Raw genomic sequence first — 20,014 nt, 5'->3', positions numbered from 1 at the left:
ATGCCTCTAGCAAGTATTGGACGATTCTTCCAACAGGGGGTTGCTCCATGGCCGTTTCCGAGGTGGCCGATTCCGAGGGGCCCTATTCCGCAGGGCCCGATTTCGAGGTGGCCGTCATCGGGGGCGGGCTCAGCGGGATCGGCATGGGGATCGCCCTGCGGGAGGCGGGCATCACCGGCTTCGTGATCCTGGAGCGCGCCGGGGACATCGGCGGCACCTGGCGGGACAACACCTATCCCGGGATCGGGGTCGACGTTCCCGCACAGGCGTATCAGTTCTCCTACGAGCTCAACCCGTCCTGGAGCCGGGTGTTCGCGCCCGGATCGGAGGTCAAGGCCTATGTGGACCGGGTCGCCGACCGCTACGGGATCAGGCCGCACGTGCGGCTGGACTGCGAGGTCACCCGGCGCGAGTGGGACGAGGACGCCCGGCTCTGGCGGCTGACCGTGCCCGGTGGCGAGGTCGCCGCCCGGTACGTGGTCTCGGCGATCGGGGCGTTCGTCGACCCCAAGCCCGTCGACATCGCGGGCGCGGAGGACTTCGCCGGGAAGCTGCTGCGGTCGTCGTCGTGGGACCACGGCTACGACCTGCGCGGCAAGCGGGTGGCCATGATCGGGACGGGCGCCAGCGCGGTGCAGATCGTGCCGGAGATCGCGGCGACGACCGGCCGGCTGGACGTCTTCCAGCGGACCCCGATCTGGGTCGGGCCCAAGCCCGACCTGCCGACCCCCGCGGCGCTCCGGCGGCTGTACAGGCGGGTGCCGCGCGTCCAGGAGGCGGTCCGGCGGGCCACGACCAGGGGCGTGGAATACCTGCTCATCGACGGCGTCGTCCACCACCGGCCAGCGATCACCGGCGGGCTCGCCCGGCTGCTGCGCTCGGCCTGGTACCGGAGCCAGGTCCGCGACCCTGAGACCCGGCGGAGGCTGACGCCCGGCTACGGGTTCGGCTGCAAGCGGCCCTCGGTCTCCAACACCTACCTGCGGACCTTCAACCGGCCGAACGTCTCCCTCGTCACCGAGCCGATCGCCCGGATCACCCGGGACGGCGTGCTGACCGCGGACGGCGAGGAGCGCCCCTTCGACGCGATCATCCTCGCGACGGGATTCCGGCTGGCGTCCGACCCGGAGAACTTCCGGCGCACCCCGGTCAGGGGCCGGGACGGCTTCGACCTCGCCGACCACTACACCGAGCACCGGCTCACCTCCTACGAGGGGGTCAGCCTGCCGGGCCTGCCGAACCACTTCATGATGTTCGGGCCCTACGGCTGGGTCGGCGGCACCTGGCACCAGCTCGTGGAGACCGCGGGCGCGCACATCGTCCGGGTCATCACCGAGGCCCGCCGCCGGGGCGCGACCTCCGTCGAGGTCCGGCGGGAGCCGGCCGAACGCTGGACGGAGGAGATGCGCGCCCGGCTCGGCGGCTCGATCTTCGCCTCCGACACCTGCGCGACCGCTCACAGCTACTACTTCGACCACCACGGCGACACCCCCTACCTGCGCCCCACCAGCTCGGCCCAGGCCCGCGCCGCCAGCGCCTCCTTCCCGCTGGACGACTACGTCTTCACCGTCCCGGCCGCCGTGCTGCGGCCCCCCGCCGAGGAGAAGAGGTCCGCGTGACCGTCCAGCCCGTGCCCGAACGCACCGTCAGGGTCCGCCGGGTCCGCTTCGCCTATCCGCGGGGCTCCCTGCGCCGCCACTACGTCGGCGGCGACCTGGTCATGAGCCACATCGTCGCGGTCCTGTCGGCGACGTTCCCGCCCGGCGAGGACTTCTTCATCCGCTCGGTCCGGCACTACTCCGACCGGATCACCGACCCCGAGCTGAAGAAGCAGATCAAGGCGTTCATCGGGCAGGAGGTGGTGCACGGCCGCGAGCACGACGTCCTCAACCGGACGCTGCGCGAGATGGGCTATCCGACCCACCGGGTGGACCGGTTCGTGGAACGCGCCCTGGCGTTCGGCGACCGGATCATGCCGCCGCGCGTCCGGCTCGGCCAGACCGCGGCGTTCGAGCACTGGACGGCCACCCTCGCCGAGTGCGTCCTGAGCGATCCCCGCGCCCGTGAGCTGCTCGGCGACACCGAGGTCCGCCGGGTCCTGCTCTGGCACGCGCTGGAGGAATCCGAGCACAAGGCCGTCGCCTTCGACGTGTACCGGGCCGTCGGCGGCAGCGAGCGGATGCGCCGCCGCACGATGGTGGAGGCCTCGTTCGGCCTGCTCGCCGTCGTGGTGATCGGCACGTTCCTGTCGCTGCTGGGCGACCGGGCCGCCTACGACCCGCGGCGGCTGTTCCGCAGCCTGGCCGCCCTGCGCCGCAACCCCTTCCTCGACCCGGCCGTCCGCGCCCGGCTGCGCGCCTACAACCGGCCGGGCTTTCATCCCGACGACTTCGACGCCACCGAGCTGCTCGAACGCTGGCGGGCCGAGCTCTTCGGCCCCGACGGCTCCCTCACCGGCCGTCTCTCCTGAAGCCGCCCTGCCAGGAGCCCCGCGGCGGTGCCCCACAGCCCCTTGCGGAACAGCAGGACGATCACCACGAAGATCGAACCGGTGATGATGCCCGTCTCCTCGAAACCGGCGGTGGCGAGGTAGTCGTTCAGCGAGACGATCAGCGCGGCGCCCAGGACGCTGCCCCACAGGGTGCCGATCCCGCCGAGGACGACCATCATCACGGCCTGCCCCGAGGTCGTCCAGTAGACGTCGTGCAGGCTGGCGAAGCCGTGGCTGATCGAGAACACCCCGCCGGCGAGCCCGGCCAGCGCGGCCGACAGCACGAACGACAGCAGCCGGTACCGGTCGACGGGGTAGCCCAGCGCCCGCGCCCTCGACGGGTTGTCGCGGATCGACACGAGCACCTGCCCGAACGGGCTGTGGACGATCCGCCAGAGCGCGGCGAGCCCGAGCAGGACCAGCGGGATCCCCGCGTAGTAGAAGACGAACGGGTCGGTCAGGTCGAGCCCGAACAGCTCCCGCGGGACGCCCTGGAGCCCGTTCTCGCCGCCGGTGACGTCGCGCCACTGGTTGACGACGAAGTAGACCATCTGGGCGAACGCCAGGGTGACCATCGAGAAGTAGATCCCGCTGAGCCGCACCGACAGCAGCCCGATCGGGACGGCCAGCAGCCCCGCCGCGGCCGTCCCGCCGAGGACGGCGACCGGGAACGGCAGCCCGGTGTGGAGCGCGATATAGCCCGTCACGTAGGCCGAGACGCCCCAGAAGGCGGCGTGCCCGAACGACAGCAGCCCGGTGTAGCCGAGCAGCAGATCGACGGCGGCGGCGAACAGCGCCCAGGCGGCGATGTCCATCGCGACCGGTGGATAGACCAGCCACGGCAGGGCGAAGGCCAGGAACAGGCCCGCGGCCAGGAGGACCGGACGGTGGGCGAGACGACGGATGATCACAGCAGGCCTTCCTCTCGGCCGAACAGGCCGGCGGGACGCCACAGCAGCACGACGGCCATCAGGATGAAGACCAGCGTCTGCGAGAGCGCGGGAACGTACAGGTTGCCGAGCGCGGAGATCAGCCCGATCGCGAACCCGGCGGCCACGGAGCCGAACACCGACCCCAGCCCGCCGATCACGACGACCGCGAAGACCGTGATGATGAGGTCGCCGCCCATCAGCGGGTTGATCGCCCGCATCGGCGCGGCGAGCACGCCGGCGAGCCCGGCCAGCGCGATGCCGAAGCCGAACACGGGCGTCACCCAGCGGGCGACGTCGATGCCGAGGGCCCGGGTGAGCTCGGGCTTCTCCGTCGCCGCCCGGACGATCATCCCGACCCTGGTCCTGGTCAGCACGACCCAGACCAGAGCGCAGACCGCGGCGCTGAGGACGAGCACGAACACCTGGTAGGCGGGGTAGTCGAAGAAGCCGAGGTTCACCGAGCCGTCCAGCAGCGCCGGGCGCTCGTAGGCCTGGGAGTTCACCCCGTACCTGCGCTTCACGACGTCCTGGAGGATCAGCGCGAGCCCGAACGTGAACAGGAAGTTGTAGAGCGGGTCGAGCGGCGCGAGCCGCCGGATGAACAGCCGCTCCAGCACGACGCCGAGCAGTCCCAGCACGACCGGGACCAGCAGCAGCGCCCACCAGAAGCTCAGCCCGAAGGAGTCGAGGGCGACGAACGCCCCGAACGCCCCCAGCATGTAGAACGCGCCGTGGGCGAAGTTCACCACGCCGAGCATTCCGAAGATGACCGCGAGACCGAGGGCGAGCAGGGCGTAGAACGCCCCGCCCACCAGGCCGTTGAAGGCTTGGACCAGCATCAGAACGTGCATCCCGCCGCGGGCTGGAAGGCCTCGGCCGCCGGCACCGTCTTGAGGATCTTCTCGTAGTCCCAGGGCTCCTTGACCTCGGCCGCGGGCTTCACCTGGGCGAGCGAGACGTCGTGGAGCAGCAGGTGGTCGGAGGCGCGGATCTCGCCGTTCTGGGCGAAGACGTCGTTGAACTTGAGGCCCTCGAGGGTCTTCACGACGTCGTCGGACCTGTCGGTGCCGGCCTTCTGGACGGCCTCGAGGTACTGGAGGGCGGCGGAGTAGTTCGCGGCGTGCGCGAACGTCGGGCGCTTCTGGGTCTTCGCCAGGAACTTGTCGGCCCAGGCCCGGTTCTCGGGGGTGGCGTTCCAGTACCAGGGGTCGGTGAACTTGGTGCCGGCGAGGGCGTCGGAGCCGAGGGAGTGGATGTCGGTGATGAACATGAGGCCGACCGCGAGGCCGATGCCCTTGTCCTTCAGCTTGTACTCGTTGTACTGCTTCACCAGGTTGACCAGGTCGCCGCCGGCCTGCATGGTGCCGAGCACCTCGGGCTTGGGGCTGAGCCCGGGGGCCTTCAGCAGGAAGGTCGAGAAGTTGTCGTTGGGGAACGGCGCCGGGTCCGCCTTGACGATCTTGCCGCCCGCGCCCTCGATGGCCGTGGTGAACGACTTGTTCATGTCCTGGCCGAACGCGTAGTCGGGGTAGACGATGTACCAGTTCTTGGCCCCGTCGGCCGTCACGACCTTCCCGGTGCCCTGGGCGAGCATGTAGGTGTTGTAGCCGTAGTGGAAGGTGTACTTGTTGCAGCTCGCGCCCTCCAGGGCGGTGGTCGCGGGCCCGATCGCCATGAAGATCTTCTTCTTGGTCTTGGCCTGGGTGGCGACGGCGAGCGCGGCGGCGCTGGAGGGGACGTCGAGGATGACGTCCGCCTTCTGGCGGTCGTAGAGCTCCTGCGCCTTGGAGTTGGCGACGTCCGGCTTGTTCTGGTGGTCGGCCGACAGCACGTTGATCTTCTTGACGACGGCCTTGTCGCCGTACTCGGCCTGGAAGTCGGCGACGGCCATCTTGACCGCCTCGACGCTGTTCTTGCCCGACAGGTCGGCATAGGTGGCCGACTGGTCGTTGAGGACGGCCAGGTTCACCTCGCCGTCGCTGATCTTCCCCCCGCCCCCGCCGGGTCCCCCGCCGCATCCGGCGACCAGCACGACCGTCGTGACGGCCGCAGCCGCGGCACCGAGAGCCTTCATTGTCCTTCTCCTTCTTCCTGGGGTGGGCCGGCTTAGATGCCGAGGTGTTCGAGGAGCTCGTGCTCGCGGGCCTTGACCTGGTCGTTGTCGAGCGACTCGACGACGCGGCCCTCCGCGAGGAGGTGGTGACGGTCGGCCACGGTCGTGGCGAAGTGGACGTTCTGCTCGATCAGCAGGACCGTCACACCGCGGCTCTTGACCTGCCGGAGGATGTCGCCGATCTGCTGGACGATCAGCGGGGAGAGCCCTTCGGTGGGCTCGTCGCAGAGCAGCAACCGCGAGCCCATGCGCAGCACCCGGGCCATGGCCAGCATCTGCTGCTCGCCGCCGGACAGCTTGGTGCCCGGTGAGCGGCGGCGCTCCCTCAGCCGGGGGAAGGCCTCGTAGACCTCCGCCACCGACCACGGCATGGGCCCGGAGACGGGCGGCAGGAGCAGGTTCTCCTCGACGGTCAGCGACGCGTAGACGCCGCGGTCGTCGGGGACGTAGCCGAGCCCGCGCCGCACCCTCTTGTGGGCGGGCAGCCCGGTCAGGTCCTCGCCGAGAAGGCCGATCCCGCCTTCGAGCCGGGAGTGCAGGCCCATCAGGCAGCGCAGCAGCGTGGTCTTGCCCGCTCCGTTGCGGCCGACGAGCGTCACGATCTCGCCCTCGGCGACGTCGAGGGAGACCTCGCGCAGCACCTGCGCCTCGCCGTACCAGGCGGACAGGTTCTCAACGGTGAGCATCGGCGTCTCCCAGATAGGCACTGATCACCCGCGGGTCCCGCCGGATCTCGGCGTAGCCGCCCTCGACCAGCACCTGACCGGCCTGGAGGACGGTCACCCGGTCGGCGAGGGTCGACACCACGTTCATGTTGTGCTCGACCATGACGACCGTCCGGCCCGCCCTGACCTTCTGGACGAGCGCCACGGTCCGGTCGACGTCCTCGGCGCCCATGCCCGCGGTCGGCTCGTCGAGCAGCAGGACCTTGGGATCGAGGGCGAGGGCGAGGGCCAGTTCGAGGGCGCGCTTGCGGCCGTAGGCGAGCGTTCCGGCGTGCTCGCCGGCGTGGCCGAGCAGGCCGACCTGGTCGAGGAGCTCGTCGGCGCGGGGGGTGAAGTCCCGCAGGGCCCGGTCGCTGCGCCAGAACCGCCAGCCGAGGCCGGTCGGCCCCGCCAGCGCCAGTTCGAGATGGCGGCGCAGGCTGAGCTGCGGGAACAGGCTGGTGATCTGGAACGACCTGGCCAGGCCCGCCCTGGCGACGTCCTCCGGTCTCCTGCCGCTGATCTCCGCACCGGCCAGCGTGATCTTCCCGGCGGTGGCCGGGAGGAAGCCGGTGAGCAGGTTGAAGAGCGTGGTCTTGCCGGCCCCGTTCGGGCCGACCAGGGCGTGGACGCTGCCCTCTTCGATGTCGAGGTCCACGCCGTCCACGGCCCGGAACCCGCGGAACTCCTTGGCGAGTCCGCGGGCCGTGAGTATGGCTTCCGGCATCCGGGCCCTCCTCGTGGATTGGGGGGTGATCCAGGACACATCCGGACCACTGTGACGCCGCACACTATGACCGTCCCGGAGCCCGTTCCATGTGGGCCCGCCACACATTGCGATCACGATCAGAGGAGGCGGGCCACACCACATGCCGGACGGGCGACTTGTGTGGCCCGCCGCCATGGGAACGGGCCCCGCCGGGCCCTAGCGTCGCCGCCCGGAGGTGGACGTGTGGACAAGGTGATGTCTACGGCGGACGACGCTGTGGCCGGCATCCATGAAGGGGCGTCGATCGCGGTGGGCGGGTTCGGCCTGTGCGGGATCCCCAGCCTGCTGATCGAGGCGCTGCGGGTGCGCGGGACCGGCGGGCTGCGGGTCGTGTCGAACAACTGCGGCGTCGACGACTGGGGGCTCGGCCTGCTGCTGGCCGAGGGGCGGATCGCCCGGATGACCAGCTCGTACGTCGGGGAGAACAAGGAGTTCGCCCGCCGGTACCTGGCCGGTGAGCTGGAGCTGGAACTGGTCCCGCAGGGCACGCTCGCCGAACGGCTGCGGGCCGGCGGCTGCGGGGTGCCCGCGTTCTACACCCCGGCCGGGGTCGGCACGCCGGTCGCCGAGGGCGGGATGCCGTGGCGCTACGGCCCCGGCGACGAGGTGGCGCTGGCCTCGCCGCCGAAGCTGGAGCGGGCGTTCGGCGGCCGCCGCTACGTGCTGGAGGAGGCGATCGTCACCGACTTCGCGCTGGTCCACGCCGCGCGCGGGGACCGGTTCGGCAACCTTGTCTTCCGCTCCAGCGCCCGCAACTTCAACCCGCTCGCCGCGATGGCGGGCCGGGTGACGGTCGCCGAGGTCGAGGAGCTCGTGGACGCCCTCGATCCCGACGAGATCCATCTCTCCGGGGTGTTCGTGGACCGGGTCGTCGCCGGGGTCTCCGAGAAGCGCGTCGAGCGAAGGACGACCCGGGGAAGGACGGTGGCCTGATGGCGCTCACCCGTGAGCAGATGGCGGCCCGCGCCGCACGGGAGCTGGAGCACGGCACGTATGTGAACCTCGGGATCGGGCTGCCGACCCTGGTGCCGAACTTCCTGCCCGAGGGCGTGGAGGTGGTCCTGCACAGCGAGAACGGGATCCTCGGGACCGGCCCCTACCCGGACGACGCCGACGTCGACCCCGACCTGATCAACGCGGGCAAGGAGACCGTCACGACCCTGCCCGGCGCCTCGTTCTTCGACTCGGCGCTGTCGTTCGGGATCATCCGCGGCGGGCGCCTGTCGGCCGCGATCCTCGGCGGCATGCAGGTCTCGGCCTCGGGCGACCTCGCCAACTGGACCGTCCCCGGGAAGATGATCAAAGGAATGGGCGGGGCGATGGATCTGGTCCACGGGGCCGCCCGGGTGATCGTGCTGATGGAGCACGTGGCCCGCGACGGCTCATCGAAGATCGTCCAGGAGTGCACGCTTCCGCTGACCGGACGCGGCGTCGTGGACCGGATCATCACCGATCTCGCGGTCATCGACGTCGTCCCCGAAGGGCTCGTCCTGGTCGAGACCGCTCCGGGCGTCACCGGGGACGAGGTCCGCGCGGCCAGCGGGGCGCCGCTCCTATAGCGGTCCGGCCGAAAGTGGCGGCGGCCCACATGGTCCGGGTCACACCGGGACTGAACGATGACGGCACCCATCCCCCATCGAGGAGTGCCGATGATCCGCCCGACCCTGAGTCGCCCAACGATCCGCAAGGTCCTGACCGCCGCGTTCCTGCTGGGCGCGGCGGTCGGCCTGCCCGCCGCGCCCGCCGCCGCGGCCGGGTGCCCCGACGCCCTCCGGGTGCCCGGCGCCGAACTCCAGGTCTCCGCCTGCCTGGCCGATCTGACCACGGCCGGAACCCTCGCGAGCGGCCACACCGTCCAGGCCGACTGGGCGGGACTGACCCCGGCGGGCGCGCAGAACCCGTCCGGGGTGCCGGGGATCCAGCTCGACGGCTACTTCCCCGACACCTCGGCGACCAACACCCACCACGGCTGGAACCACGACGCCCAGTTCGTGATCCGGCTGCCCGAGCACTGGAACGGCGGCCTGGTCGTCGCGGGCACGCCGGGCGTCCGGCGGCAGTACGCCAACGACTTCGCGATCTCCGACTGGGTGCTGGCCAAGGGCTACGCCTACGCCGCGACCGACAAGGGCAACACCGGCGCGGCCTTCCACACCGACGGCGCCGAGCCCGGCGACGCGATCGCCGAGTGGAACGACCGGGTCACCCAGCTCACCCGGGCCGCGAGGGAGACCCTGCGGCTGCGCTACGGCAGGACGCCCGCCCGCACCTTCACCGCGGGGATCTCCAACGGCGGTTACCTGGTGCGCTGGCAGCTCGAACGCCACCCCGAGCTCTACACCGGCGGCGTCGACTGGGAGGGCACCCTCTGGACGCCCGAGGGCCCCAACCTGCTGCGATTCCTGCCGACCGCCCTCGCCGGCCGTCCCGAGGAGGTCTATCCCGCGGACTCGGCCCCGCTGTGGGACTACCACCGCCAGGTCTACTGGGGCCTCACCCAGTCGATCTACCGGCAGGAGCTCGACCCCGGCTACACCGGCGACGAGGCCGCCTACGACTACGCGACGCGCCCGCGCTCGGTCGTCAGGGCCGTCCGCAAGATCTCGCTCTCCGGCCGCATCAGCCGGCCGATGATCACTCTGCACGGCACCCTCGACGCCCTCCTGCCGATCGACCAGGACTCCGACGCCTACAGCCGGATGATCGAGAACGAGGGCCGCGGCCGGTTCCACCGCTACTACCGCCTCGAGGGCGGCAACCACGTGGACGGCCTCTACGACGCCTTCCCGTCCCTGCTCCGGCCGATCCTGCCCTGCTTCCGCACCGCGTTCGACGCCGTCGAACAGTGGACCGCCACCGGCCACCGGCCGCCGCCCTCGGCCACCCTCACCAGGCCCTCCACCGGCGACCTCGCCACGACCTGCGCGCTGGAGAACCGATGAACGTCACACGAACCCTCCTGAGCCTGCTGGCGGCCGCCGGGCTCACCGCGGCGACCGTCACCGCGGCCCTGGCGGCCGTTCCCGCTCCGTCGCCCGGAACGCTCAACGGCTACAACGTCAGCGCCGGATACGTCTCCGGGATCTCCTCCGGCGGCTACATGGCCGGCCAGCTCCACGTGGCCTACTCGTCGGTCTTCAAGGGCGCGGGGATCTTCAGCGCGGGCCCGTTCCGGTGCGCGGGCGACTTCGACTACGCCGTCCGGGCGCAGAACTCCTGCATGAAGAACGGCGCGGGGCGCAAGACCCCGGCCCAGCTCGTCGCGGAGACCCAGAGCCTGGCCTCCGCGGGCAGGGTCGACGCGACCGCGAACCTGTCCGGCGACCCGGTCTATCTCTTCCACGGGACCCAGGACCAGACCGTCCTCCAGGCCGTGAACGACGACCTCGCGACCTACTACGGGAACCTCGGCGCGAACGTCTCCTACGACAAGGCCTCCGCCGCCGGGCACGGCTGGGTCTCACCGCTCGGCACGGTCGCCTGCTCCTCCACCGCGACGCCGTTCGTCAACGACTGCGGCACCGACCCCGAGAACGCGATGCTCAGGCACCTGTTCGGGACGGTCACCGCGCCCGCCGCGACGCTCACCGGCTCCCTGGTCCAGTTCGACCAGAACCTCTACGCCCCCGGCGGCAGCGCCCAGGCCATCAGCATGGACGCCAAGGGCTTCGCCTACGTGCCGCCGGGCTGCGCGGCCGGCGCCTCGTGCAGGCTGATGGTCGCCCTGCACGGCTGCAAGCAGGGCTACGGCTACCAGGGCTTCGGCGACAAGTTCATGCGCCTGGCCCACCTCAACGAGTACGCCGACACCAACGCGATGATCGTCCTGTATCCGCAGGCGATCCCCCTGTCCAGCGCCTCGACCACCAACCCGAACGGCTGCTGGAACTGGTGGGGCTACGGCGGCGACACGGCCTACGCCCAGCACGGCGGCGCCCAGATCGAGGCCGTCATGAACATGGTCCGCAAGATCACCGGCGGCTCGACGTCCACCCCGACCCCCACCCCGACCACCCCGACGCCCACGCCCACACCGACCCCCACGCCCACACCGACGCCCACGCCCACCGCGGCGTGCGTGACGGCGAGCACCTACGCGCACACCGCGGCGGGCCGGGCGACGGTCTCGGGCGGCAACGCCTACGCCAAGGGGTCCGGGCAGCTGCTCGGGCTGTGGAACCTCTACGTGACGAGCACGATCCGGGAGACCGCCCCCGGCTACTGGGAGAAGTGCTAGCCCGGCAGGCCGGGAACGGAGGGGGCGGCGGGCAGGTTCCGCTTCCTCCTCCGCAGCACGTAGGCGGAGAGGAAACCGGCGATCAGGCCGCACAGGTGGCCCTGCCAGGAGATCGGCAGGTCGGTGGGGAGGACGCCGTAGAGGATCCCGCCGTACAGGACGCCGACGGCCACCGCGAGCAGGGCGTCGACCAGGTGCCGTTCGAAGATCCCGCGCCCCACGAGGTAGCCGAAGTAGCCGAAGACCAGGCCGCTGGCGCCGAGCGTGAGGGTGTTCGGCGGGGAGATCAGCCACTCGCCGAGGCCGCCGAGGATGATGACGAGCAGGTTCATGGCGACGAACTTGCCCACCCCGCGGACGGCCGCGATGAACCCGAGGACGGCGAACGGCACCGTGTTGCCGATCAGGTGGTCGAAGCCGAAGTGCAGGAAGGGCGAGGTGAACAGGTCGGGGAGGTCGTCGACGTTCCTGGCCTCGAGCCCGTACTGGTCGAGCCTGCCGTCCATCGCGTAGTCGAGGATCTCCAGCCCCCACATGACGGCGAGCAGGAGTCCGATGAGGGCGAGGGCGGCCAGGGCCTGGCTCGCCTGGCCGACGGCCTGGTCGCCGAAACGGCGCAGGCGGGGGGATGCGGGCATCTCAGGTTCCTTCTGGTTCGTCCCCGGGACAACGTCGGGGATACCCGGATGGTGCCTGATCTACCGCTCCGGCGCCATGGCCGTTCCGCCACGTCCGGCCGTTCGCGGCCGGAAACGGGGTGTCAGCGGGCGGCGCGGAGGTAGCGGCGCTCGTCGGGGGTGGTGCCGCCCCAGACGCCGTCGGGCTCGCCCGCGCGCAGCGCCCAGTCGAGGCAGGCGTCGGCCACCGGGCAGCGGCGGCAGATCTTCTTCGCCTCGGCCACCTGCATGACCGCGGGGCCTCCGACGGAGATCGGGTAGAAGATCTCGGGGTCGATGCCGCTGCACTCGGCCAGATCGGCCCAGTGACCATCGGCTTCCTTGCGTACTGCCAGCGGGTTGGCCGCGTCGCGGTACATGGTCGCGTTCATTGGGGGCGCCTCCTCGCGCTTCGTTCTCCCCCACCGTAGTACTACAAGCCGTAGTACTACAAGCGAGAGTTACAAGGACGACCCGGATGAACCCCAAGTGACCGGCAGGTAGCCTGCGCGGCATGAGTGTCCATCCCACTCCGGTCTTCCGGGACGCCACGCTCGACGACCTCGACGCGATCATCCAGTTGCTCGCCGACGACGTCCTCGGCAGCACCCGCGAGTCCGTCGCGGCCGTGGACGCCTACCGCACCGCCTTCGACGCCATCGCCGCCGATCCCAACAACCGGCTGATCGTCGCCGACATCGACGGCACCGTCATGGGCACGCTCCAACTGACCTACATTCCCGGCCTCACCTACACCGGTGGCGAACGGGCCCAGATCGAGGGCGTCCGGATCGCGGGCGACCTGCGCGGCCGGGGAGTCGGCCAGCAGATGCTGAACTACGCGATCGAGGAGGCCAGGACGCGCGGCTGCCGCGTGGTCCAGCTGACCAGCGACCGCCAGCGTCCCGAGGCCCTGCGCTTCTACCAGAAGCTAGGGTTTCGTCCCTCTCACATGGGCCTCAAGTATCCGCTGCGCGAGCCCTGAAAGATTACGATTCACTCATGCGCGTCCTGATGGTCACCACGCTCGGCTCCCTCACGTCGGTCGAGTCGGAGGATCTGACCCCGGGCCCCGGCCAGGTCGTCATCGACGTCGCGGCGGCGGGCGTCAACTATGTGGACGGGCTGTTCCTGCACGGCAGGTACCAGCTGAAGCCGCCGCTCCCCTTCGCCCCCGGCAGCGAGGTCTCGGGCACGATCCGCTCCGTCGGTCCCGGTGTCGAGAGCCTGGCGCCCGGGACCCGGGTCGTGGCCTTCTGCGGGCTCGGCGGGTTCGCCACCCAGGTCGCCGTCCCCGAGCACGCCGCGATCCCGATCCCCGACCGGCTCGACTTCGCCCGCGCCGCGACCTTCTCCCAGTCCTACTGCACCGCGCTGTTCGCCCTCCGCGACCGGGTCGGCGTGCGGCCGGGAGAGAGGGTCCTCGTGCTGGGCGGGGGCGGCGGCATCGGGCTGGCGGGCGTCCAGGTGGCCAAGGCCCTCGGCGCCGAGGTCCTCGCGGGGGCGTCCAGCGCGGGCAAGCGCGAGGCCGCGGCCGTCGCCGGCGCCGACGCGGTCGTCGACACCGCCCACGATCTGAAGAGCGCGGCCAGGGCCTGGTCCGAGGGCGGCGTCGACGTCGTCTACGACCCGGTCGGCGGTGAGCTCGCCGACTCGGCCCTGCGCTGCCTGCGCGAGTACGGCCGCTACGCGGTCATCGGCTTCACCGGCGGGATCCCCTCACTCCCGCTGAACCAGGTCCTGCTGCGCAACCGGGCGCTCATCGGGGTCGACTGGGGCTCCTGGTCGCTGTCGCACCCGCTGGAGCAGGCCGCCTTGCTGACCGAGCTGCTGAAGCTGGTCGAGGACGGCGGGCTCGACCCGATCGCCCCTGCCACCCATCCGTTCACGACGGCCGAGTCCCTGCTCGACGACTTCCTGGAGCGCCGGATCACCGGCAAGGTCGCGCTCATCCCCTGACCGGGCCCCGAGCGCCGCTCACCCTCGGAACGTGCTCCGCCACTCCGCGCAGCCCGGCACGTAGGCGGCGAGCTCCGTGGTCGCGAATCCCGCGACGTCCCAGTCGGCGGCCAGCGCCTCGCCCTTCCAGAGGTAGGCGAGCGCCGGCCTCCCGTCCGTGAGATCGAGCACGGCGATGTCATACTCGACATCCTCATAAGCATGCAGAACGACCAGTTCATCCTCACTCAGCCCCGAGAGCACGACCCCCTCCGCCGCCGCCCCCTCGGCGCGGACGAGCCCCGGATAGACCCGTCCCGCCAGGGCCGCCACCCGCCAGCCCTCGACCCGTCCCGGCGACATGACCGGGACCCTTCCGAGCAGTGCCGACAGGACGTCGGGAAAACGCAGCGTGCCGTAGACGAACAGGTCGGACATACGGACAAAATACTCCGAACCGCTCCGTAAGCTACGGCGCATGTCCCTTCGCAAGTTCCGCCTCGACGACGAGCACGCGGTGTACGACATCTGCCTCCGCACGGGCAGGGCCGGCGCGGACGCCACCGATCTGTACGAGGATCCGCGGCTGATCGGCCATGTCTACGCGGGCCCCTACCTGCGTTTCGCCCCCCAGTTCGCGACGGTGGTCGACGAGGGCCAGGTGCTGGGCTACGTCCTGGCGGCCCCCGACACTCGCGAGTTCGAGGCCCGGTGCGAGGAGGAGTGGTGGCCCGCGCTCCGGAAAAAGTACCCGAACCCCCCCGAACTTCTCACTCCGGACCAGCGTCTTATGCGCGTGATCCATTCTCCCCACAGGACACCGGAAGGACTGGTGGGTGACTATCCGTCACACCTTCACATCGATCTGCTGCCGGCCGCCCAGGGCAGGGGCCACGGCCGCACCCTGATCAACAGGCTCGAGGACGAGTTGCGCGACGCCGGTTCGCCGGGAGTGCACCTCGGATTCGACCCCGCCAACACCGCCGCCGCCCCCTTCTACACCAAGCTCGGCTTCCACGAAGCCGCTCGCGATGAGTGGGTGGTCTGGATGGCAAAGTCGCTGGTGTAGGCACAAAAGCCAAGAAACCGACCTAAGTATCAGTTCAGCTTGTAGCACCTCTTAAGGTCCTTTAAGGTTGCGTGACCGAACCCCCACCTCAGCTCTAGAACCACGCCTGTCACGCCGGGCACGGAGCCCAGTCACGGAGTGTTGTACCTCGATGGTGTCGCCACACACTGTTACCGCCGGCCAGGCGTCTTCGTTCACCCACGACGTCGCCATCATCGGGCTCGGCTACGTCGGACTACCCACCGCACTGACCTTCCACGCGGCGGGCGCGCGCGTCCTGGGCGTGGACGTCAGCGAACGCCGCCTCGACGACATCCGCGCCGAGCGCGTCGATCTCCTGGACTCCGACCGGGTCCGGCTGACCGAGGCCCTGTCCGGTGACGCCCTGGAGCTGACGGCCAGCGTGGCCGCCGCGTCCTCCGCCGCCGCGATGGTCATCTGCGTCCCCACCCCCGTCACCGAAGAGCTCTCCCCCGACCTGCGCGCCCTCAAGGGAGCCTGCGCGGCGGCGGTCGAGCACGCCGTTCCCGGCCAGGTCCTGATCCTGACCTCCACGACCTACGTCGGATGCACCGAGGACCTCCTCGTCAGGCCGCTTCGGGAGCGCGGGCTCGAGATCGGCACCGACGTCTTCGTCGCCTTCAGCCCCGAACGCATCGACCCGGGCAACGACCGGCACGCCCACGAGGACGTCCCGCGCGTCGTCGGCGGCACGACGGAACGGTGCACGGCCGCGGCGAGCAAGGTCCTCTCGCGGTACAACCGCCACATCCACGAGGTGTCCGGTTCGGGCGTCGCCGAGATGAGCAAGCTGCTGGAGAACACGTTCCGGGCGGTCAACATCGCCATGGCGAACGAGTTCGCGAACGCCAGCCGCCAGCTCGGCATCGACATCATGGAAGTGATCGACGCCGCGGCCACCAAGCCCTACGGCTTCATGCCCTTCTACCCCGGTCCCGGCGCCGGCGGCCACTGCATCCCGTGCGACCCGCACTACCTGCTCTGGCAGATGCGCAAGGAGCGCGTCGTCATGAACGTGGTCGAGAACGCGATGAACGACATCGCGATGCGTCCGGGCGAGGTCGTGCACCGGGTGCGTGAACTGCTGTCCGACCACGGCAAGGGCCTGCGCGGTGCGAAGGTCCTCGTGCTCGGTGTCGCCTACAAGCCGGGTGTCGAGGACATCCGCGAGTCGCCCGCCCTCGAGATCATCGAGCGGCTGCTCGACGCGGGAGCCGACGTGTCCTTCCATGACCAGCTCATCCAGGAGGTGACCATCCGCGGCCGGAAGATGACCAGCGTCGACCTCGAGACCGTGGACGTCGACCTCGTCCTGGCGCACACCCCGCAGCGTGGCGGGACCAGCGCCTGGATCAAGCCGGGGCAGCTCGTCCTCGACGCGACTTACCGCATGGCCGGGCTCGCCGGCCGTCACGCCCTCTGATGGACGAGACGACGGGGGACGTGCCGCGGTCGCGGCTGCCCAGGAACAAGGTCTCACCCAGTGTCGTCGGCAAGGTCGCCGCCTTCATCGGGATCACGTCCGTCTGCGCCATCATCCTCTGGCACGTGATCGTCAAGGTCATGTTCATGCGGGGCAACATCTTCATCCCGCTGTACACGATCCTGGTCGCGGGCTACATGCTCAGCCGCTTCCTGCTCGCGGCGTTCTACCGGCCGCCCCGCGACGCCGGCATCACGCCGTCCATCGCGATCGTCGTGCCCGCCTACAACGAGAGCAGCGCGGTCGCGCGGACCATCCACTCGCTGATGGCGCTGGAGTACCCGCCGCACCTGCTGGAGATCGTCGTCATCAACGACGGCTCGACCGACGACACCTGGGACCACATGGTCGAGGCGGCGTCGCAGTACGCGCCGGGCCGGGTCCGCTGCGTCAATCCCGGGGTCAACCAGGGCAAGCGCAAGGCGATGGCCGTCGGCATCAGGGAGACCAGGGCCGAGATCCTGGTGTTCGTCGACTCCGACTCGATGCCGGCGCCGAACGCGGTCTACAAGCTCGTCCAGGGCTTCGCCGACAAGAAGGTGGGCGCCATCTCCGGGCTCACCTACGTCCGCAACGCCGAGACCAACGCGCTGACCCGCATGCAGGCCGCGCGCTACTACGTCTCCTTCCAGCTCCTGAAGAGCGCCGAGTCGGTCCTCAACGCGGTCACCTGCTGCTCGGGCTGCTTCGCCGCCTACCGCAGGGCCGCGGTGACGCCGCTGCTCGACCAGTGGGAGAACCAGACCTTCCTCGGCCGCGAGTGCACCCACGGCGACGACCGCGCCCTGACGGCCCGTGTCATCAAGACCGGCTGGAAGACCATCTACGACTCGCAGGCCGAGGCGTGGACCGACGCCCCCGACGAGTACAGGAAGTTCTTCAAGCAGCAGCTCCGCTGGAAGAAGTCCTGGTCCCGCGAGGGGCCCATGCTGCTGTCGCACGTGTGGCGTTCGCGCCCTCTCGCGCTGCTGCCGATCGCGATCCAGACGATGGCGGGGCTGCTCAGCCCGTTCGTCATCGCCTACAGCCTCGCCGTGCCGATCATGGGCGGCAAGTTCCCGATCATCTACTTCCTCGGCCTCTACATGGTCGCGATGGCGTTCGCGCTCCTCTACCGGATGTTCCGGAACGACGGGCTGTGGCTGTACGCGTTCTTCGGAACGTTCTTCTACATCTCGTTCTCTCCCCAGCTCGTCTGGGCGATCCTGCGGATCCGCGACGGCAAGTGGGGCACCCGGCCGTCGACCGCGGGCACGACCAACATCTCCAAGCAGGAACGTCGCGTCGCGCGGGCCGGAAAGGCCGCGTAGGCATGAGCGAGTCAGCCGGATCCAGTTTCATCCGCAAGATCAGCGGCACGCTGTTCATCGTCGCTCTCGGCTTCGTCATGGTCGCCTGGATCAAGGTCAGCCAGCCCTTCGATCCCGACCAGGTGAAGCCGGCGAGCGGCAGGCTCGACGAGATCGCCATCGCCGACGCCAAGAAGATGCCCGCCTTCGCGGGCTCGGTCGTCACCCTCGCCTACCACGGCGTCTCCGACACCGACCACGCCGGGACCACGCTGTCGCGCGAGCTGTTCGCCGAGCACATGCGGGCGATGAAGACCGCGGGTTTCCAGACCGTGACGCTCGACCAGGTGCAGAAGCTCGTCAACGGCGAGAGCGTCGAGCTCCCGCCGAAGGCGCTGCTGCTGACCTTCGACGGCGGCCACATCACCGACTGGACCAACGTCGACCCGGTGCTGAAGGAGCTCGGCTTCAACGCCGTGACGTTCCTGACCACCAGCGAGATCGTCCAGGCGGGCACCCCGTCCTACTTCCTGTCCTTCGACCAGCTCAAGAAGCTGCGCGGGACCGGCCGGTGGGAGTTCGGCTCGCACACCGACGACTCGGCGAACTCCGTCGACGTCCCGGGCGATGTCGGCGTCTCCTTCACCAACCGCATGATGGTGGACGGCGAGCCGGAGACCCCCGAGCAGTGGGACGACCGGATCACCGCCGACCTCGCCAGGACCCAGGACTTCTTCAAGAAGCACCTGGGCGGCCCGGCCGTCGCGTTCTCCTATCCCAACGGCGACCCGCGCAACAGCAACAACCTCGACCGGATCCAGGTCCGCACCGAGAAGCTGCTGAAGAGCGCGGGCTTCGACTACGCCTTCTACGGCGAGGACGTCCCCTCCGGGCAGGTGGACGGCGTCACCAAGAACTCCAACCGGTACCGGCTGCCGCGCATCGGCGTCCGGTCGACGACCACGGTCGCGACGCTCCTCAAGGACGTCCGGGGCACGATCCCCGCGCCGCCTCCCGCCAACCTGACCCAGGTCAAGTGGACCGGCCCTTACACGGTGGCGTGCCAGACCCTCAAGGGCAACCTGTACGTCTACTCGCGCGAGTACGGCAACTGCAAGCTCGACACCGTCAACACCACCCGCTGGCGCGACTACACGCTGAGCACCGTCATCAAGGCGCCGATCAACCGGCAGATCGCCTTCTTCTCCGTCCGTGACGGCGAGGGCGCGACGCACACCGGCTCCCTGGTCGTGGCCGTGGGCCGCGACGAGATGGTCGTCCGTCAGACGCTCAACGGCGGCGACCTGGTCAAGGAGCTCGGCAAGGCCGACCTCGCCGCCAGTCCCACCCGGACGGTCGCGATCAAGGTGTCGGGCACCGGCCCGGACAACACGCTCGTCGTGAACATCACCGGGATGGCCCAGCCGCTCACCGTGAAGTTCCTGCCGGAGATCGTGGCGGGCGGCGTCAAGTTCGGCGTCGACGGCTACCTCAAGCCGCTCACCTTCTTCAAGCCCCAGCTCAAGATCGACCAGGAGGTCGCGCCGTGATTCGCCTCAGGCTCATGGAGCTGGCGGCGGGCATGGTCGTCCTCGCGGCGACCGGTTCTCTCGCCTACAACCTGACCCGCCCCGAGGAGCTGAAGGACGTCGAGCTGAAGGCGACCCGGGTCGTCGACGAGGCGGCCCTGGCGAGCGCGGACAAGACCAACACCTGCTCCAAGGGCAAGGTCATCCTCTCCTTCGACGACGGCCCCGACGCCTACACCCCGCAGGTCCTGGAGGTGCTGCGCGCCTACGACGTGAAGGCGGTCTTCTTCGCGCTCGGCTCCAAGGCGGTCAAGCACCCCGAGATGATCAAGGCGGAGATCGCCGACGGTCACTCGGTCCAGAACCACAGCTGGGACCACCCGCACCTCGCGGACCTGTCCCGGGCCCAGGTCAGGGAGCAGATCCAGAAGACCCAGGACGCCCTGATCGAGGCCGGCGCCCCCAAGCCGACCTACTTCCGGCCTCCGTTCGGCAACATCAGCCAGAACGTGGTCCTCGAGGTCAACAAGTTCAAGCCCGCGCTGATCTTCGACTACTGGGACATCGACACCAACGACTGGCGCGGCCGCAAGCCGGACGACATCGCCGACACGGTGATCAAGCAGCTCGAAGTGAAGCCTCCCGTTCCGGAGGAGCAAACGGTCCTTCTGCACGATGGTGTGCGAAACTCCTTCGCGACGGTCGAAGCCCTGCCCAAGGTCATCGAGGGCATCCGCAAGAAGGGCTTCTGCACCGCACTGCCATCCGCCCAGACTGAATGAG

21 protein-coding genes are annotated in these 20,014 nt (G+C 69.9%); 13 read left to right on the top strand and 8 right to left on the bottom strand.

The window, feature by feature from the left end; all coding sequences use genetic code 11:
- The first annotated feature begins 47 nt into the window (after positions 1-47).
- Positions 48-1,619 (top strand): flavin-containing monooxygenase, encoded by a 1,572-nt coding sequence (locus ABD785_RS26565; protein ID WP_344833399.1) that lies wholly within the window; start codon positions 48-50, stop codon positions 1,617-1,619.
- Positions 1,616-2,470, top strand: a complete 855-nt coding sequence (locus tag ABD785_RS26560; protein WP_344833396.1) for a metal-dependent hydrolase — start codon at positions 1,616-1,618, stop codon at positions 2,468-2,470. Before ABD785_RS26565 ends, ABD785_RS26560 begins: the two co-directional genes overlap by 4 nt.
- Here the strand turns inward: ABD785_RS26560 and ABD785_RS26555 are convergent.
- From ABD785_RS26555 to ABD785_RS26535, 5 genes are read right to left on the bottom strand one after another with little or no spacing between them, the layout of a single operon-like run.
- Positions 2,377-3,402, bottom strand: a complete 1,026-nt coding sequence (locus ABD785_RS26555; RefSeq protein WP_344833393.1) for a branched-chain amino acid ABC transporter permease — start codon at positions 3,400-3,402, stop codon at positions 2,377-2,379. The two genes, ABD785_RS26560 and ABD785_RS26555, sit on opposite strands and share 94 nt — an antisense overlap.
- Positions 3,399-4,262: a branched-chain amino acid ABC transporter permease gene (locus tag ABD785_RS26550; protein WP_344833390.1), complete on the bottom strand. Its 864-nt coding sequence runs from the start codon at positions 4,260-4,262 to the stop codon at positions 3,399-3,401. Before ABD785_RS26550 ends, ABD785_RS26555 begins: the two co-directional genes overlap by 4 nt.
- Positions 4,262-5,497: an ABC transporter substrate-binding protein gene (locus ABD785_RS26545; protein ID WP_344833386.1), complete on the bottom strand. Its 1,236-nt coding sequence runs from the start codon at positions 5,495-5,497 to the stop codon at positions 4,262-4,264. The genes ABD785_RS26550 and ABD785_RS26545 overlap by 1 nt, the downstream gene beginning before the upstream one ends.
- A 32-nt stretch (positions 5,498-5,529) precedes the next feature.
- Positions 5,530-6,222 (bottom strand): ABC transporter ATP-binding protein, encoded by a 693-nt coding sequence (locus ABD785_RS26540; RefSeq protein ID WP_344833383.1) that lies wholly within the window; start codon positions 6,220-6,222, stop codon positions 5,530-5,532.
- The gene (locus ABD785_RS26535; RefSeq protein ID WP_344833381.1) at positions 6,209-6,967 is read right to left on the bottom strand and encodes an ABC transporter ATP-binding protein; all 759 of its coding nucleotides are present in this window, start codon (positions 6,965-6,967) and stop codon (positions 6,209-6,211) included. The genes ABD785_RS26540 and ABD785_RS26535 overlap by 14 nt, the downstream gene beginning before the upstream one ends.
- A gap of 237 nt (positions 6,968-7,204) precedes the next feature.
- Here ABD785_RS26535 and ABD785_RS26530 point away from each other — a divergent pair, with 237 nt between their 5' ends.
- The 4 genes from ABD785_RS26530 (at position 7,205) to ABD785_RS26515 (ending at position 11,246) form a co-directional block, all read left to right on the top strand.
- Positions 7,205-7,942, top strand: coding sequence for a CoA transferase subunit A (locus ABD785_RS26530; protein WP_344833380.1), 738 nt, complete (start codon positions 7,205-7,207; stop codon positions 7,940-7,942).
- A complete protein-coding gene (locus ABD785_RS26525) occupies positions 7,942-8,568 on the top strand; it encodes a 3-oxoacid CoA-transferase subunit B (RefSeq protein WP_344833377.1) in 627 nt (208 codons plus the stop codon). Before ABD785_RS26530 ends, ABD785_RS26525 begins: the two co-directional genes overlap by 1 nt.
- A gap of 90 nt (positions 8,569-8,658) precedes the next feature.
- On the top strand, positions 8,659-9,951 hold the full coding sequence (locus tag ABD785_RS26520) for an alpha/beta hydrolase family protein (RefSeq protein ID WP_344833374.1): 1,293 nt from the start codon (positions 8,659-8,661) through the stop codon (positions 9,949-9,951).
- Complete coding sequence (locus ABD785_RS26515) at positions 9,948-11,246, top strand: extracellular catalytic domain type 2 short-chain-length polyhydroxyalkanoate depolymerase (RefSeq protein ID WP_344833372.1); 1,299 nt, start codon at positions 9,948-9,950, stop codon at positions 11,244-11,246. Before ABD785_RS26520 ends, ABD785_RS26515 begins: the two co-directional genes overlap by 4 nt.
- Here ABD785_RS26515 and ABD785_RS26510 read toward each other — a convergent pair.
- Together ABD785_RS26510 and ABD785_RS26505 are read right to left on the bottom strand one after the other, a co-directional pair.
- The gene (locus ABD785_RS26510) at positions 11,243-11,884 is read right to left on the bottom strand and encodes a rhomboid family intramembrane serine protease (protein ID WP_344833370.1); all 642 of its coding nucleotides are present in this window, start codon (positions 11,882-11,884) and stop codon (positions 11,243-11,245) included. The two genes, ABD785_RS26515 and ABD785_RS26510, sit on opposite strands and share 4 nt — an antisense overlap.
- Before the next feature lie 122 nt (positions 11,885-12,006).
- The gene (locus ABD785_RS26505) at positions 12,007-12,294 is read right to left on the bottom strand and encodes a WhiB family transcriptional regulator (RefSeq protein WP_344833368.1); all 288 of its coding nucleotides are present in this window, start codon (positions 12,292-12,294) and stop codon (positions 12,007-12,009) included.
- Between the two features lie 122 nt (positions 12,295-12,416).
- On the opposite strand from ABD785_RS26505, the gene ABD785_RS26500 reads away from it, so the two are divergent.
- Positions 12,417-12,887, top strand: a complete 471-nt coding sequence (locus tag ABD785_RS26500) for a GNAT family N-acetyltransferase (RefSeq protein WP_344833366.1) — start codon at positions 12,417-12,419, stop codon at positions 12,885-12,887.
- Positions 12,888-12,904: 17 nt separating this feature from the next.
- Positions 12,905-13,861, top strand: coding sequence for an NADPH:quinone oxidoreductase family protein (locus tag ABD785_RS26495; protein ID WP_344833363.1), 957 nt, complete (start codon positions 12,905-12,907; stop codon positions 13,859-13,861).
- Positions 13,862-13,879: 18 nt separating this feature from the next.
- On the opposite strand, the gene ABD785_RS26490 is transcribed toward ABD785_RS26495, so the two are convergent.
- Positions 13,880-14,278 (bottom strand): gamma-glutamylcyclotransferase family protein, encoded by a 399-nt coding sequence (locus tag ABD785_RS26490; RefSeq protein WP_344833361.1) that lies wholly within the window; start codon positions 14,276-14,278, stop codon positions 13,880-13,882.
- A gap of 40 nt (positions 14,279-14,318) precedes the next feature.
- Here ABD785_RS26490 and ABD785_RS26485 point away from each other — a divergent pair, with 40 nt between their 5' ends.
- From ABD785_RS26485 to ABD785_RS26465, 5 genes are all read left to right on the top strand, one after another.
- The gene (locus tag ABD785_RS26485; protein ID WP_344833358.1) at positions 14,319-14,909 is read left to right on the top strand and encodes a GNAT family N-acetyltransferase; all 591 of its coding nucleotides are present in this window, start codon (positions 14,319-14,321) and stop codon (positions 14,907-14,909) included.
- A 151-nt stretch (positions 14,910-15,060) separates the two neighbouring features.
- Positions 15,061-16,353 carry a nucleotide sugar dehydrogenase gene (locus ABD785_RS26480; RefSeq protein WP_344833357.1) on the top strand — a complete coding sequence of 431 codons (1,293 nt, stop codon included), beginning with the start codon at positions 15,061-15,063 and terminating at the stop codon, positions 16,351-16,353.
- Positions 16,353-17,723: a glycosyltransferase family 2 protein gene (locus tag ABD785_RS26475; protein ID WP_344833354.1), complete on the top strand. Its 1,371-nt coding sequence runs from the start codon at positions 16,353-16,355 to the stop codon at positions 17,721-17,723. The genes ABD785_RS26480 and ABD785_RS26475 overlap by 1 nt, the downstream gene beginning before the upstream one ends.
- A 2-nt stretch (positions 17,724-17,725) precedes the next feature.
- Entirely contained in the window at positions 17,726-19,252 is a 1,527-nt protein-coding gene (locus tag ABD785_RS26470) for a polysaccharide deacetylase family protein (RefSeq protein WP_344833352.1), read from the top strand.
- Complete coding sequence (locus tag ABD785_RS26465; protein WP_344833350.1) at positions 19,249-20,013, top strand: polysaccharide deacetylase family protein; 765 nt, start codon at positions 19,249-19,251, stop codon at positions 20,011-20,013. The genes ABD785_RS26470 and ABD785_RS26465 overlap by 4 nt, the downstream gene beginning before the upstream one ends.
- Position 20,014 lies beyond the last annotated feature (1 nt).

Origin of the sequence: Actinocorallia longicatena, from assembly GCF_039534125.1 — a bacterium.
GTDB lineage: Bacteria > Actinomycetota > Actinomycetes > Streptosporangiales > Streptosporangiaceae > Actinocorallia > Actinocorallia longicatena.
This window is presented reverse-complemented; position numbering and strand designations above follow the sequence as displayed.